The following is a 15,463-nucleotide window of genomic DNA, read 5'->3' on the forward strand; positions in this document are numbered from 1 at the left end:
AACCACTAGTTGTTGTAGCCGGTCAGCTCCATATAACCTGCGCCAGAATGGCTGCCGGATACCGATACCGGACTTTCCCAATAGGGAAACAAACCGTCGTTGGTGTAGTTACCTTCCGGGGCCACCAGCTCTATGTCAACATCCTGTCCCGGCACTTGCAGACGCCAACGTGTGGGCACCGGACCAGATCCGGCTGTCGGTTTCAACTGCAACTGATCCGAAGACAAGGCCCGCGGTTCGCCTGATCGCGGAATCCAGGTACCGGAGCGGAAATGGCCGCCCTCTTCACGCAACCGGAACGCCATGAGTTTATCGCCACTGTCCAGGTGCAGGGCAAACCAGTCCCAGCCCTGTTGACCGGCCTTCAGAAACTGGCTGCTCCACTCCCGATCAAACCAGGCCTTGCCCTGCACGTTCAGGTCTTTATCCGCCAGTGTCACCGTGCCCGTCACCTCGATATCAACCAGACTGAAGTACATGGAGCCTTCGCCACTGGCGGATTTGGCGCTGAAACCCTGGTCACCATGGGCCACGGGCAGGCCCTTAACGCTCAGCTCCAGATCAAAGGCCCAATAACCCTGCTGGCCAGGCTGGCCCTGGCTGACGGTTAGCTGCCATTGGTTCGGATGATCACCTGCCGCCATCCGCCAGTGGTCCAACCAAACCTCGAACGGCTCCGCGATGGCACCGGCCTGGCCAAGGTCGCCCCGGGCCAGGCGTTCCTGAAACCAGTGCTGGCCCTGATGGCTAACCGCCGCGTGCGCCATCCAGGCGGCCTGCATGGGCCAGGCTGAGGGCTCTGGCGGGGTAGCGTCCGTCGAGCGCGGCTCAAGCGCCTGGCGGAACTGTGTCCATTGCAGTCCCAGCGGATCACCGGCCTCGGTTTCCAGGTTGGCGGTCAGATACCACCATTCAATGCGATGGGCCGGATGCGCACCAAAATCCTCCGGGAACACGAGAACGTCGCCAGGCGCTGGCTGTTCAAACCCCAGTGAGCCATCCCTGCTGTCCGCCAGCCCGGCAAATCCGGCTTCGCTGTCCGGTTTGGAACAACCGGTTACCAGCCACACCATCGCTACCATACTCAACCACCAGCATCTCATCGCTCGCCTCCCGTTATGGTGCCGGTGACTGACGGCCGCACGGCGGGCCGCCCCAGTTGCCGGCGCATCAACAATCCGATACAGAGGCCGATCAGCAAAGCCAATCCAAGCAATTCCAGCCAGAACCCCGGGTACAAATCCAGCGGCAATGACCAACCAAAGGCCAGCGGATTAATTCGCTGCACCAGCACCCAGGTCAATCCAATGCCCACCGGCAATGCCAGTGCCGCCGCCGACACCGAGACGGTTAACGCCAGTGTCAGCAGGCTCAGAAAGATCCCGGTCCGGGCCGTGCCCCACACGGCCAATAACCGGAAATACCAAAGCCGCGTCGACAGAAACACCCACCCCATCAGCAACAGCGCAACCGCTGCCAAAACAAGCGTCAGCATGGTCATGGCCCGGGTCAGCATAAAGGTTTGCTCAAATACCCGATTGGCGAGATCCCGGATCGAACGATTGTCCCTTAACGTGAGCGCGGGCTCCTGCCAAAGTGCAGACAGGGCCTCGGTAATCACCTCAATGTCGACCTCACCCGGAGAGATCGAAAAACTTTCAAACGACACCGAAAAGTCGTCGGGTAACTGATCCGCCGCCAGCAGTATCTCGCCCGCCGGGCGGCCATAATCCGGATAAACGCCCAACACCGGCAGGCGCAATGACTGGCCGGCCAGCGTTAACTGGACCGAATCACCGGCAGCCAACTCGTGCCGATAGGCCAGTTGCTCATTAACCATCACGCCTTGCCCTGCGGCGAGCCGCTGCCAGGGTTGCCCGGCGCTCTCGATCAGCCGCCAGTCCGACACGAGCGCACCCACCGGAGCCACCGCAAAGATATCAACAGACTGCTCGTGACCGCTCACGTCGAGCTGCCCTTGCCCACGCAATACCCGGTGCCAGATGGCACCGGATGACTCTGGAAGATTCTGCTCCAGCCAATCCACAGCCACCTGGCCGTCGGCATCGGTGGGCACTTCCAGGTAATAGTCGGCCGACAACCGCTGCCCCAACCAGTGATCAAAGGTGGCTTCAAACGTGGTCACCAGGGCTTGCACCGCCAGCACCATGGCCAGCGACAGTTGCAACGCCACCAGCGGTAAAGCCAGGCGACGACACAACACACCGAACTCCGCCCACCACCAGCGTCGGAAGGGCTGCTTGCTGGCCTGCGCCAATCGGGACGACAATACCGACAAGCACCAGGGCATCAGCAAGCCAGCGCCGGCCAACATCAAAGCCACCGAGCCAAACAGGAACAACAAGTTAGCCGCCAGCCATACGCCTGCGCCCCCTGCCACGAGCAACAGTAAAGAGAGCCCGCCAGACCGATTTGCGACAGCAAAGGCTTTGCGCAGTTTTTCAGGGATCAGCCAATCGACCGCACACACCAGCAACAACAAGGTGACCATCACCAAAGCAGGCATCAGCCAGGAATTGCCAGACGTCACAAACTGACGGCTGTCGAACAACCCCTCCATCACGCTGGCAAAGCCACCGGCCAGGGCGTTGGCAAGCAGTTGGCCCAGCAGAATGCCCGGCATCAGGGTAAGCGCGGCCAGGCCGACCAGTTCTGCCACCAGATGCCCGCGCACCCGCCTTGGTGACACACCAAACCGATGCAGCAGAGCAAAACTGTCACGCCGTTGAGACAGCGACAACAGGTACACACTGCGCAGTAACAAGCCGGTGATCAGCAACACCAGCACACTCAAAGCGTCTAGATTGAGCAGAAAACTGTCGCCCAATTGCCCGGTGTCCGGTGCCAGAGAAAAATCGGTTATGCGGTAGTCAGCAGAAAGCTCTCCGGTGTCTGGATCAACGATCAAAAACAACTGTGCTTGCCGGGCCGGCAGCGCGGCTGCGTCGGCAATGTCCATAAACGGATCACCACGCAGCGGCTGACCATCAAAACTGACCACATCGGCCTGTCCCTGAAAGCACAGCGCCGCCAATGGATCGACCCCGATTACCCGCCGCGATTCGCCCTCTGGCAACACCTCCAGCCAGGGCATCAGGCAAAGGCCCTGGCGCCTCAAGGTGACAAAATCCTCAACACTCAAGGCAGCGCCATCGACCCGTTGTACCTGATACCGGGCCTCGACCACACGTTCACTTTGGCTAAGGCTGGCTCTGGCCTGACTGGTGAGGTGATAAATACCGGTCCACAGTGCCGTGGCCATCAGCATCAACAACGCCAACGCAATGCCTTGCCAGGGGTGTCGCCGGTAGTGGCTCAACAAGGCAGAAAAGGCCGTCATAATCCAGACTGGCCGGTGTTCTGATCGGCTGCCTGGTGCGCAAGATCGAGGATCTTCTCGCAACGCGACGCCAACTCCGGATCGTGGGTGGCCAGGATCAAACCGCATCCGGTTTCCGCCTGCAGGCGGAACAGGCTATCGGCCACATCATCCGCGGTAACCCGATCCAGACTTCCTGTGGGTTCGTCCGCCAGAATCAGGCTTGGCGACATGGCAAACACCATCGCCAGAGCAGCGCGCTGGCGCTGACCGCCAGATACCTGATCCGGGAAACGCTGCGCCAGAGCGCCGATGTCCAGAACATCGAGCCAGTGCTGACAGCGAGATTCTGGCTGGCCAGCCAGAGACGCCCGGAGCCGCACGTTGTCCAATAACGACAGGGCCGGCATCAGATTGGCTTCCTGAAACACCACGCCGATGCGTTCACGGCGCAGCTGTTGCCAGTCGATTTGCCGATGATCCTGGCCGAACAGGGTCAGCTCGCCGGCATCCGGTTGCTCCAGGCCACACAGAATGTTCAACAGTGTGGATTTGCCCGAGCCAGATCGGCCCATCAGGGCCAGGGAGCCAGCCGAGTGCAGCTCGAATGACAGGTCTGCCAAGACCGGGACGGTGGCGTCACGATCGCCAAAGCTCTTGCGTAATCCACGGACCTTCAGCACGTTATCTTCCACCCTCGGGCTCCCTCTCTGGTTCAGCTCTGCAACGGTTCCGGACTTTCGCCCCGGCGCCTGGCCCGCCACTCTCGCCACTGCTCGAGCCACGACAACAGGGCCGGTATCACCAGTAACACCAGGAAGGTCGACAGCGCGAGACCGAAGGAAATGGACGTCGCCATCGGAATCAGGAACTGGGCCTGCAGTGACGTTTCAAACATCAGGGGCAACAAGCCGCCAATGGTGGTGAGCGACGTCAGCAGAACCGCCCGGACCCGTTGCACCACCGCTTCGTTAAGGGCATCGGTGATATCCAGCCCTTTCTGGCGCTGCTGATTGTAGAACGACACCAGAATGATGGCGTTGTTGACCACGATGCCAGACAGCCCGAACAGACCGAACAGCGACAAAATGGTCAGCTGCAAGCCCATCAGCCAATGCCCGATCAAACCGCCCACCAGGGCAAACGGAATGATCGCCATGACGATGAACGGCAGGCTCCAGGAGGCAAATACCCAGGCCAGCACCACGTACATCAGCACCACTCCGATCATCAGACCGGTTTTCATGTCGTCCATGGTTTCGCGCTGATCGGCCGAACGGCCTTCAAAGCTGTAACGCACGCCATAGCGACTGGCGATGTCGGGCAAGGCACCGGCCTGCAGGCTTTCGATTATGCGGTCAGTGGTGGCAATTCGGGTGTTCAGCGCCGAGGTGACTTCCACCGCCAGTTTGCCATCGGCATGGCGTAATGCCTGGAAACCCTGCCGGTGATCCAGGTTCATCACCTGGGCCAAGGGCACAAAACGGCCATCCGGCACCCGGACGGTCATCTGTTCCAGGGTCGAATATTGTTCGCGCTGATCCTCGGGCAACTGCACCCGGACTTCAATTTCATCGCGACCATCCTGATAGATCTGGGCGATGCGGCCGTCGAAAGCCGCTCGCAGCTGGCGACCCAACTCGACCGTGGTCAGGCCAAGGGCTTCACCGTAGGGGCTGACCTGATAGATCAGCTGCTCCCGGCCCCAGGGCATGTCATCTTCCACATCCAGAACGCCGGGCAGGGTTCTCAGTGCCTGAGCGACTTCGTCGGCGGCCTGCTTCAGGTTCTCCGCGCTGTCGCCGGTCAGCCGGACGTTAACGTCCCGCCCCGGCGGGCCAGCCTGGCGCTCGCTGATGTTAAGCGAATCCAGCCCCGCCGGCAGCTGCAGCCGGTCGCGCCACTGCTGAATGAATTCCGGATTACGGACGGAGCGACGATCCGACGGCACCAGCTCCACCAGCAGCGATCCCAACTCATCATCGTTGCGGGAGCTGCCCTCGGCGCCCTGAGTGGCCCCATAGGTGGTAACGGCATGCAAAATCAGATTGCCACCCAGAGCCTGTTCGGTCTCGTTCAGGGCCTGCTGCAAGTCACGCATGAAGGTTGCCACCGTGCGTTTGTCGGTGCCCGCCACAAACTGGGCATTGGCGTAGAACACCGACGGCTCCGGGGTCGGGAAGAAGTTGAAGCCCAGCCGCCCGCCTGCCAGCAGGCCGACGGTGACAATGGCCAGCGCCAGGGCTGTGGCGACGGTGACGCCCCGGTGCTTCAGGCTATAAAAAGACAGACGCCGGAACGGGCCTTCCCGGAAGGCATCAAAGCGCCGCTCAAAACCGTTACGCCACCGGGTGACCGGATTTGGCCGTTTCGGTACCTGAGCCGACCCATGGTTTTTTTCGGTCTTGCGCTCAAAGGCATGCCGCAGATGCGCCGGCAGCACCACAAAACACTCCAGCAACGAGGCGATCAACACACAGATCATCACCAGAGGAATGTCGCCCAGGATGTTACCGATCACACCCCCCACCACCAGCAAGGGCATAAAGGCGGCCACCGTGGTCAGGGATGACGCCAGAACCGGCCAAACCATCCGTTTCGCTGCACCCTCCGAGGCGTACCTGGGATCTTCCCCCATGCGGGCATGGGCGTCAGCGTCTTCCCCCACCACAATGGCGTCATCCACAATCACACCCAGCGCCATGATCAGCGCAAACAGCGAAATCATGTTGATGGAGCCACCAATCAGCCAAAGCACCGCCAGTGCCGCCAGGAAGGCGGTGGGTATTCCAACGGCCACCCACAGCGCAACCCGACCCGGCAGGAACAGATACAGCAGCCCGATAACCAGCACCAGACCACCCAGGCCGTTGGTGACCAGCAGCGAAATGCGGTCCTGCAGCAGTTGCCAGGTTTCGTCATAGACTTCCAGTTTGATGGACGCCGGCAACACCGGGCGGGTCTCTTCCAGCCAGGTCTCCAGCACTTTCGCCGCCGCCAGCGAGTTGCCGTTCTCCGAACGCTGCAGTTGCATCTCTACTGCGGGCAAGCCCTGATTTTCCATCACCGTCTGATTGTCCCGGGCTTCCTGGCGGATCACCGCGATGTCACCCAACTGAAGGCGCACACGGTCACTGCTCAGCACCGGGATGGTTTCGAAGGCCTGGGGACTGCGGCGCTGCTCTATCGAACGCAGCTCCCGGGTGGCATCCTGCTGAGCCATCATGCCGGCGGGCAGATCCCGCGACAGTGACGCTACCCGGTCGGCAATCTGCTCCAGCGACAGGCCCAGGGTTTCCAGGCGCTCCACCGGCACATCAATACTGACCTGTTGTTGCGGCAGGCCACGGATGGCGATGCGATCTATACCCCGGTCCAGCAACTCGTCTTCAAATCGGTACACCAGGTTGCGCAGCTCGCTGCGATCAACATCGCCATACACCAACAGGCGGGCAACCGGTTCGTAGCGTTCGATTCTCGACACCTGGGGTTCTTCGGCATCTGCCGGCAGATTATTGAACTCATCCACCTGTTGGCGCACATCGTCCACGGCCTGGATCGGATCGGTGCCTTCATGGAACTCCAGGGTGATTGAGGAAATACTCTGGGCTGAGGTGGAGGTCATCCGTTTCAGGCCATCAATACTGCGCAGGCGCTGCTCCAGCGGATCGGTGATACCCCGTTCAACGTCCTCCGCAGAAGCGCCACTCCAGACCACCCGCACGCTGACCACGTCCAGGGCAAAGGTGGGGAAAAACTGGATGTTCATCCGGCTCAGCGCCAGTACACCACCCAGGATCATCACCAGCATAACGAGATTGCCGGCGACCCGATGGTGAACAAAAAATCCGATCACGCCCTTTTTGCGCCTCACGATGACGGCTCCGCGTCATCGCTTGCCAGATCGACCTTCAAGCCAGTCATGGCGTTGGGCAGGTGGGTGATAATCAGCTGAGCACCCGGGGGCAAGTCGTCTCCGGCAATGAGCAGCCGACGTTCGCCGTTGCTGGCAATGGCCTCACCGACCCGTTCCACCTGCACCCGCCGCATACGGCGGTCATCGGTCATCAGATACACACTGTCGGCTCCGTACAGGGCACTGAAAGGTATTTCAACGGTCCTATCTCTGGCCGGTCGTTCCAGCACCAGAGGCAGCAAAGCGCCAGGCCGCAAACCTGCCGACTCACCCTGCAGCACCAACACCGCCTCGGTGCCGGCGGGATCAGACAGGCCGGCAAAGCGACTCAGCACAAACCGGTGCTCGCCGGCCCGGGAATGGGCACTCAGGATTTCGCCCCGATTCAACGCGGCCATCAACTCATCCTGGAACACTTGCGGAACCCGGGCCCGGACTTCCAGCCCCGTCACCGGGTACAGCGACAGCAATGCCTGATTGCGCGACACCTGATCACCCACGGCCACCTGAACCTGGGTCACAACACCGTCAAAGGGCGCCAGTACCCGAGCCCGGGCACTGTCTCTTTCGGTCGCAGCCAGATTGGCTTGCGCCTGAGACAACCTGGCTTGCAGGCTTTGCAGACGGGCCGGGTGCTCCTCAATGGCACGCTCGCGGGTGCTCACCGTTAATTCCGCGCGGGCGCGGGCATCCGTCGCGGTTTCCAGATTTTCCCGGGACGCCAGATTGCGCGCTACCAGAGACTCGATACGTTCAAACTGCCGGTTGGCGTTGTCGGCGATGGCTCGCTCACTGGCCAAGGCCTTCTGATCATTGCGGTGACGCACCTGCTCGGAACGGATCTGCGCCTGCAGATCGTCAACCTGGGACTGTGCCTGTGCCAGCACCGGCTCGATATCGGCAGCGTCCAGCGCCAGCAACAGGTCGCCCCGCGCGACCCGGGCACCTTCTGCCGCCGGGCGTTCTGCAATCCGTCCGGCCAGGGTCGCGGTGATGTTCTGTTGGTCCGGGGCCACAACCTCTCCATACAAGGGTAAAACCGGCACGCGGCTGGCCGGCTCTACTGGCTGAACCTCAACCCGCCAACTGCGCTCGGTTGCGGTTACCTCTGCGGGTTCCGGACGGGTTGCTTTCAGAATCATGAAACCGGCGATGCCAGCCGCGATAATGATCAAGGGTATCAAACGTTTCAACATAGCCAGGTTTCTTGTCCAAGGTGACAGGGGCGCGCCAACGCATCAAAACTACTATACAATTTTCCGGGTCGTCCGGATTACTCATGCCCTGCGGCCAATTCTCACAGGCATGCTCTGAAGGAACCCGATTCAATGCAGAACACCTACGACACGCTCTTGAACGTTACCCTGCTCAACTGCGCGTTGGTATGCATTGTGGTCGTCATCCACAACGAAACTCTGCTCCGGCTGAGCACCGTCCTGAGCAAGATGCGCAGAAGCCCGCATTTTCGGATGATCATCGCGGTGCTCGGATGCCTGGCTGCACACGCCCTTCAGGTCTGGATCTTCGCAACCGCCTTTTATTTTATGCACCACGCTGAGGGCTGGGGTCAGCTGGTGGGCAATTTCAATGGCAGCCTGCTGGACTGCGTGTACTTCTCGTTCACAACATTCACCACTCTGGGCTACGGAGATATCGAAGCCTTTGGTCAACTCCGTTATCTGACCGGCGTTGAAGCGCTCACCGGTTTTCTGATGATCACCTGGAGCGCCTCATTCCTGTTCCTGGAGATGCAACGTTACTGGCCAACCCGTTAGCCGGTCATACCCACTTGCAGCGGGCCAGGGTGTAGTAGAGCAGCGGCACGACGATCACCGTGAACAAGGTCGATATCGCCAGGCCAAAAATCAGCGAAATCGCCAGCCCGCTGAAGATCGGATCGCTGAGGATGAAATAGGCACCCACCAGTGCGGAGACCGCGGTCAGCGCAATCGGCTTGATCCGCACAGCCCCGGCCAGCACCACGGCTTTCTCCAGCGCCATACCCTCGTCCAGCAGTTGCTTGATGAACACCACCAGCAGGATGGAGTTGCGCACAATGATTCCGGCCAGCGCAATCATGCCGATCATGCTGGTGGCGGTGAACTCCTTACCCAGCAATGCATGGCCGGGCATGATGCCGATCAGGGTCAGTGGAATCGGCGCCATGATCACCAGCGGTACGATATAGGAGCGGAACTGGGCCACCAGCAGCACGAAGATCATAAACACCCCGACACTGTAGGCCGCCCCCATATCCCGGAAGGTTTCATAGGTAATCTGCCATTCGCCGTCCCATTTCAGGGTGCCTTTTTCCGGTAAGGGCGGCTGGCGGATAAAGAACTGCTCAGGGGCGCCCTCCCGCTGGTTGAGCAGGCTGACCATGCGGAACATGCCGTACAGGGGTGAATCGATGGCGCCGGCCATATCGGCGGTGACGTAGGTGACCGGCAGCAGGTTCTTGTGGTAGATCGCGCCCATCCAGTCGGCCTCCCGCACCTCTGCCACACTGGCCAGGGGTACCAGTTCACCGCTGCGGCTGCGCACCTTGATGGACAGCAGCGCCGGCGGTTGCGCCTTGTCGGCTTCGGAAAGCACGACCCGAATCGGCACCGGGTACTTGGCCTGTTCGTCGTGCAGGTAACTGACGTTCACGCCACCCAGGGTGGTCTGCAAGGTCGCCACCACCTGCGCCTGAGACACCCCCAGACGAGCGGCCCGGGCCCGGTCTACCACCACTTGCCACTGGCGGGTCGGGGCTTCCAGGGTGGTGTCGATATCCACCAGTCCTTCGATGCCGGCCATCTCATCGGCAAGCAGGTTCGCCAGTTCGGCCCGGCGGAAGCCATCGGAGGCATAGACTTCCGCCACCAACGGCGACAGCACCGGTGGTCCCGGCGGTACTTCCACCATTTTCACCTTGGCACCGTAGCGGTCGGCAATCTCGGTCAGCGGGCCGCGCATGGCCTGGGCGATATCGTGAGACGGCCGGCTGCGCTGCTCGGCGCTGGCCAGATTGACCTGGATATCGCCCTGATAGGGGTCGCCGCGCAGATAATACTGGCGCACCAGGCCGTTGAAATTGATCGGCGAGGCAGTGCCGGCATAGGCTTGCCAGTTATCGACTTCGTCCACGGTTTCCAGGTAATGGCCCATCTCGGTCAGCACCCGCTGGGTCTGCTCCATCGGGGTGCGTTCCGGCATGTCGAGTACCACCTGCAGTTCCGACTTGTTGTCGAACGGCAGCATTTTCAGGATGACCGCCTGAAACACCGGCAACGAGGCCGCCGCGAGCGTCAGCAGAACCACCGCCAGGGCCAGAAAACGGCGGCGCCAGACGTGGTCTCCGAGAAACGGCGTGAGCACGGTGCTGAACAGTTTCAGCGCCAGCGGGCTGACGCCATCGGCGGAACTGCCGGCCGCACCGTTCTGCTCCAGCGCATCGCCTTGCTTGTGCTTGAGCAGACGGAACGCCAGCCAGGGCGCCACTACAAACGCGACTACCTGAGACACCACCATGCCGGCAGACGCGTTGATCGGGATCGGGCTCATGTAGGGCCCCATCAGCCCGGTCACAAAGGCCATCGGCAGCAGCGCCGCCATGATGGTGAGACTGGCCATGATGGTGGGGGTACCCACCTCATCCACCGCCACCGGAATGATGTCCTTGATGGCCCGGCGGCTGTTCTGGATGCGGCGATTGATGTTCTCGGTAATAACGATGCCATCGTCCACCAGAATCCCGATGGAGAAGATCAGCGCAAACAGCGATACGCGGTTGAGGGTAAAGCCCCAGGCCCAGGAGAACACCAGCGTGAGCAACAAGGTGATGAACACCGAAATACCCACAATCAGGGCCTGCCGCCAGCCCATAAAGGCCAGCACCAGCAACATCACCCCCAAGGTGGCGGAGATCAGATCTGAAATCAGTTTCTGGGCCTTGTCGGAGGCGGTGACCCCGTAATCCCGGGTTACCAGCACTTCCACATCTGCCGGCAGGGCACGGTTACGCAACTGCTCCAGCCGTTGCTCAATGGCGGTGGTGATGTCGATGGCGTTCTCACCCGGTTTCTTGGCAATGGCCAGGGTCACCGCCGGGTAGACGTCACCCGCCTTGCCGGCCCGGCCTTCCGGGTGCGCCGGGCCAAAGCCCGCCAGCACACTCTGGTCCGGTACTGTGCCGCCCCGGCGCACTTCGGCCACATCATTCAGATGCACGGCAGCACCCTGATGCACGCCCACCACCAGGCGTTGTACGTCGGCCAGCGATTCCAGCAGCGTGCCGGCCTGCACCGGTATCGACAGGTTATCCCGGATGATCCGGGCCTCCTGACTGGAGGCGTTGGCGGACTGCAGGGCGCTTTCGATATCGGCTGTAGTCAGGCCGAAACCCGCCAGCAGGGCCGGGTTGAAGATGATGTCCACCCGGTCCGGTACTCCGCCCACCGTGTAAATATCCCGGGTACCGGGCACCCGCTTCAGCGCTACCTCCAGCATGTGGGCCAGCCGGGTCAGCTCCTCGCCGCTGTGGGTGCCGCTGGGGTCATAAAGCGTGAGCGTCATCACCGGCACATCGTCGATGCCCCGGGGTTTGATCACCGGCTGGGAGGCGCCCAGATTGTGCGGCAGCCAGTCCTGGTTCGAATACACCTGGTTGTACAGCCGCACCAGCGCTTCCTGGCGGGCAATGCCCACTTCAAACTGCACGGTAATCACCGCCTGACCCTGGCGAGACACGGAATAGACATGTTCCACGCCCTTGATTTCACTCATCACCTGTTCCGCCGGTGTGGCGATGGCGCTTTCCACTTCCAGGGCACTGGCGCCGGGCAGGGCAACCATGATGTCGGCCATGGTGACGTCAATCTGCGGTTCTTCTTCCTTGGGTGTCACCACCACTGACAGAACACCGAGAATGATCGCCAGAATCGCCAGCAACGGGGTCAGATGGTTGTTCTGGAACACCCGGGCGATGGCGCCGGACGGGCCAACCGGAGGCAATTGACCGGTCACGGCAACGACTCCCCTTCGGCCATGGAACGACGGGGCAGATTCAGGCGTTCGCTGCCGACCAGAACCGAGGGGTTAGCGACTACCCGCTCACCCGCCGACAGTCCCGCCAGAATTTCCAGGCGGTCATCATCGCGACTGCCCACCCGCACCTGTCGCAAGCGCGGCTGGTCCTGCGCATCCAACACAAACACCGCTCTCAGTTCGCTGCGCTGTATCAACGCGGATTCGGGCACCCACAGTGCGTCACGGCTGGCGACTGGCACCCCCACCTTCACCAGCATGCCCGGGAACAGGCTGCCATTGGGGTCGTTCAGGCGCAGTCGCACACGGAAGGTGTGGGTGTCCGGATTGGCGTAGGGATAGAAGGTCAGCTCACCGGTTGCCAGGACCCGGCCATCGGCCAGGGTAACCGTGGCCTGGCGCTCACTCCGGGCCAGACCGGCATATTGCTGGGGCAGATCCACCACCACCCGCAGCTGCTCCAGCGAAAGGCCACTCAGCAGCGGCTGGCCGGGAGTCACCGACTCACCCAACTCGACATGGCGCTCGGTCAGGATGCCGCCGTAAGGGGCCATAATGCGGGTGTAGTCCAGTTGCTTCTGGGCTTCGGCCACCGTGGCCTCGGCCCGCGCCACTCTGGCGTTGGCGGCACTGAGCGTGTTTCTGGCCTGATCAAATTCCTGCCGGGATACCAGTCCACGCTCGTGAATGCTCTCGATGCGGGTGTACTGTTGCCGGGCATCCTGCAGGCCCGAGCGGGCCTCCGCAAGACCAGCCTCGGCCTGTCTGAGCCTTGACTGCTGCTCGCTGTCTTCCAGGCGAACAATAAGATCACCCGCCGTCACCGAATCGTCCACATCAAACGGCAATTCCATGACCGTGCCGGTGGTCTGCGCCGACACCGTGCTCTGCTGAACCGCCTCAATCAGCCCGTCCAGATGGACAACTTCGGCTAAAGACGCCCGAACCACTTCGGAGACCATCAGCTCATCGGACTGACCCAAGGCCGGGAGCAGTAACCAGAGCACCAGACACCAACCCAACCGTACCCGCCTGACCATCCGCTTATTCCTTTAAGGTATTTGCTGATAACCACACTATAGCATCCAGGCGCGCCCTTTTGGTCAGGACTGACCACCCTTTTCCGGCCCTGGTAGCGGCTCGCCTGCTGACGCCTCGTCCGTGGCCTGATCATCCGGGCTCCCGAACCCCTCATCCCCCAGATGATCGTTCTCCGCTAATAAGCGTAGCAGCCGTTCCCGGGTCATGGCCTCATGCAACTCAATCTGACGCTGCTCGTTCCGCAATGACTTCAGCAATGCCACCGCCATGAAGATCATCAACACCATGAACGGGAAGGCTGCCAGTATCGAAATGGTTTGCAGAGCCTGCAAACCGCCGCTGAGCAGCAACACGCCGGCAACCGACACCTGCACCACGCCCCAGGTCACCCGCGACCAACGCTTGGGGTTCAGCACACCCTTGCTGGTAAACATGCCCAGCACAAAGGTGGCCGAGTTGGCGGAGGTGATCACGAACAGCACAATCAGCACCAGCATCAAGCCGCCAATGATGGTGGTGCCCGGCAGGTACTCCAGGGTCGCGAACAGCGCCGAGCTCATCTCGGTGATTACCGCATCCCCCAGGGCCGCGCCTTCAAACAACTCGAAATACAACGCCGAGCCGCCAAAGGTAGAAAACCAGACAATACTCAACAACACCGGCATGCCAATCACCCCGAACACAAACTCCCGGATGGTGCGGCCGCGTGAGATACGGGCAATAAAGCTGCCGACAAACGGCGCCCAGGACAGCCCCCAGGCCCAGTAAAAAATGGTCCAGCGCTCCACCCAGTCGTCACCGGTATAGGGCGTCATCACCAGACTCATGCCCACCATATTGGAAAAATAATCGCCGATGGCGTTGGTCATGGCGGCGGTAATGAAATCGGTGGGGCCAAAGAAAAATACAAACACCAACAAGCCGGCTGCCAGCAACATGTTGGCGTCACTGATGTAGCGAATGCCGCTTTCCAGCGGCGCCAGCGAGCACAGCAGGAACACCGCCGCCACACCCGCCAGGATGAACAGCTGCTGGCTGACGCCGAAGGCCATGCCTGCTACCGCACCCAGGCCACTGTTGATCTGGATGACCCCCAGGCCAAGGGTGGTTGCCACCCCAAACACGGTGGATACCACCGCCAGGATGTTGATGGAGTGACCGATGCCCGAGTCCACCTTGTCACCGATGGTTGACCGGAAGGCTTCACTGATCAGGCCGGGGCGCTGCAGGCGAAAGCGCACATAGGCAATGGCCAGGCCCACCACGGCAAAGTTGGCCCACTGGTGAAAACCCCAGTGAAACAGCGAATAGCGCATGGCCATGCTGGCTGCCTGCGGGCTGCGGGGATCGGCCGAATCAAACGGCGGCGCCACAAAATGACTCATCGGCTCCGCCACGGCCCAGAACACCAGGCCAACGCCCATGCCCGCCGAAAAGATCATGCCCAGCCAGGTCAGGTAGGAGAATTCCGGTGCCTCGCCGTCAGCGCCCAGGCGAATCTTGCCGTAGTTGCCCGCCGCCACGGCGATACAGAACACCAGAAAGCCGGAGGTGGCGAACAGGTACAGCCAACCAAAATGCAGAGTGGTGAATTCAAGGGCTTGGTGGGCATAGGACGACAGCTGCTCGGGCATCAACCCGCCAGCCACCACAAACAATGCCAGTAAAATAAACGAACAGTAAAACACCCAACCGGGCCGATGCGTCATAACAAACCTGTCTGTCTGATGGCTTTAATGCGTTTTAACTGCCCCATTCTAGCCACATTCGCCGGCCCTTCCGAGTGACCTGCCTGTTCCACAAAAAAGCCCCGGGCAGATTCCGCATCGGCCCGGGGCATAATGTCACCCGCCAGCTATGAGAAGCGGGCAACCGCCATAAACACGAATTACCAGCGCGCGGTCAGGGCCGCACGAACGGTGCGGCCGGGCTCGTTGACCCGGAACACGCCGCTGTCGGCGAGGTTGTCCTTGCTGACGTGGTAAGCCCAGGTCTTGTCGAACACGTTATCGACCGCCCAGGTGACGCTCAGGTTGGTCATCAGTGGATGGGTACCGGACAGGTTGAACACGCCATAGCCCGGCGAGGTACTCGGGTCCAGGCCCGACTCCAGATCGATCCGGTCCTGCCGACGA

9 protein-coding genes and 1 pseudogene are annotated in these 15,463 nt (G+C 61.2%); 1 reads left to right on the plus strand and 9 read right to left on the minus strand.

Annotated features, from left to right (window positions below; translation table 11 throughout):
- Positions 1 to 5: 5 nt before the first annotated feature.
- Genes IBX51_RS06685 through IBX51_RS06705 form a run of 5 tightly spaced genes read right to left on the minus strand, consistent with a single transcriptional unit; the run spans position 6 to position 8,452 of the window.
- The gene (locus IBX51_RS06685) at positions 6 to 1,082 is read right to left on the minus strand and encodes a lipocalin-like domain-containing protein (RefSeq protein ID WP_291830015.1); all 1,077 of its coding nucleotides are present in this window, start codon (positions 1,080 to 1,082) and stop codon (positions 6 to 8) included.
- A 17-nt stretch (positions 1,083 to 1,099) separates the two neighbouring features.
- Positions 1,100 to 3,361: an FtsX-like permease family protein gene (locus IBX51_RS06690; RefSeq protein ID WP_291830017.1), complete on the minus strand. Its 2,262-nt coding sequence runs from the start codon at positions 3,359 to 3,361 to the stop codon at positions 1,100 to 1,102.
- Positions 3,358 to 4,035, minus strand: a complete 678-nt coding sequence (locus IBX51_RS06695; protein WP_291830020.1) for an ABC transporter ATP-binding protein — start codon at positions 4,033 to 4,035, stop codon at positions 3,358 to 3,360. Before IBX51_RS06695 ends, IBX51_RS06690 begins: the two co-directional genes overlap by 4 nt.
- Before the next feature lie 20 nt (positions 4,036 to 4,055).
- Positions 4,056 to 7,214, minus strand: coding sequence for an efflux RND transporter permease subunit (locus IBX51_RS06700; RefSeq protein ID WP_291830022.1), 3,159 nt, complete (start codon positions 7,212 to 7,214; stop codon positions 4,056 to 4,058).
- Complete coding sequence (locus IBX51_RS06705) at positions 7,211 to 8,452, minus strand: HlyD family efflux transporter periplasmic adaptor subunit (protein WP_291830024.1); 1,242 nt, start codon at positions 8,450 to 8,452, stop codon at positions 7,211 to 7,213. Before IBX51_RS06705 ends, IBX51_RS06700 begins: the two co-directional genes overlap by 4 nt.
- A 132-nt stretch (positions 8,453 to 8,584) precedes the next feature.
- Here IBX51_RS06705 and IBX51_RS06710 point away from each other — a divergent pair, with 132 nt between their 5' ends.
- Positions 8,585 to 9,031 carry a potassium channel family protein gene (locus IBX51_RS06710; RefSeq protein WP_291830025.1) on the plus strand — a complete coding sequence of 149 codons (447 nt, stop codon included), beginning with the start codon at positions 8,585 to 8,587 and terminating at the stop codon, positions 9,029 to 9,031.
- 4 nt (positions 9,032 to 9,035) lie between these two features.
- Here the strand turns inward: IBX51_RS06710 and IBX51_RS06715 are convergent, their stop codons facing one another.
- From IBX51_RS06715 to IBX51_RS06730, 4 genes and pseudogenes are all read right to left on the minus strand, one after another.
- Positions 9,036 to 12,266, minus strand: a complete 3,231-nt coding sequence (locus IBX51_RS06715) for an efflux RND transporter permease subunit (RefSeq protein WP_291830026.1) — start codon at positions 12,264 to 12,266, stop codon at positions 9,036 to 9,038.
- Positions 12,263 to 13,327, minus strand: coding sequence for an efflux RND transporter periplasmic adaptor subunit (locus tag IBX51_RS06720; protein WP_291830028.1), 1,065 nt, complete (start codon positions 13,325 to 13,327; stop codon positions 12,263 to 12,265). Before IBX51_RS06720 ends, IBX51_RS06715 begins: the two co-directional genes overlap by 4 nt.
- Before the next feature lie 63 nt (positions 13,328 to 13,390).
- The gene (locus tag IBX51_RS06725) at positions 13,391 to 15,037 is read right to left on the minus strand and encodes a BCCT family transporter (protein ID WP_291830030.1); all 1,647 of its coding nucleotides are present in this window, start codon (positions 15,035 to 15,037) and stop codon (positions 13,391 to 13,393) included.
- A 179-nt stretch (positions 15,038 to 15,216) separates the two neighbouring features.
- A pseudogene (locus IBX51_RS06730) lies at positions 15,217 to 15,463 on the minus strand (TonB-dependent receptor); the annotation flags it as partial.

The organism is Marinobacter sp., assembly GCF_014859525.1.
In the GTDB taxonomy this organism is placed as follows: Bacteria; Pseudomonadota; Gammaproteobacteria; order Pseudomonadales; family Oleiphilaceae; genus Marinobacter.

Coding starts and splice junctions, on each gene's coding strand:
- IBX51_RS06685 (WP_291830015.1), bottom strand. CDS start 1,082: ATGGTAGCGATGGTGTGGCTGGTAACCGGTTGTTCCAAACCGGACAGC.
- IBX51_RS06690 (WP_291830017.1), bottom strand. CDS start 3,361: ATGACGGCCTTTTCTGCCTTGTTGAGCCACTACCGGCGACACCCCTGG.
- IBX51_RS06705 (WP_291830024.1), bottom strand. CDS start 8,452: ATGTTGAAACGTTTGATACCCTTGATCATTATCGCGGCTGGCATCGCC.
- IBX51_RS06710 (WP_291830025.1), top strand. CDS start 8,585: ATGCAGAACACCTACGACACGCTCTTGAACGTTACCCTGCTCAACTGC.
- IBX51_RS06720 (WP_291830028.1), bottom strand. CDS start 13,327: ATGGTCAGGCGGGTACGGTTGGGTTGGTGTCTGGTGCTCTGGTTACTG.
- IBX51_RS06725 (WP_291830030.1), bottom strand. CDS start 15,037: ATGACGCATCGGCCCGGTTGGGTGTTTTACTGTTCGTTTATTTTACTG.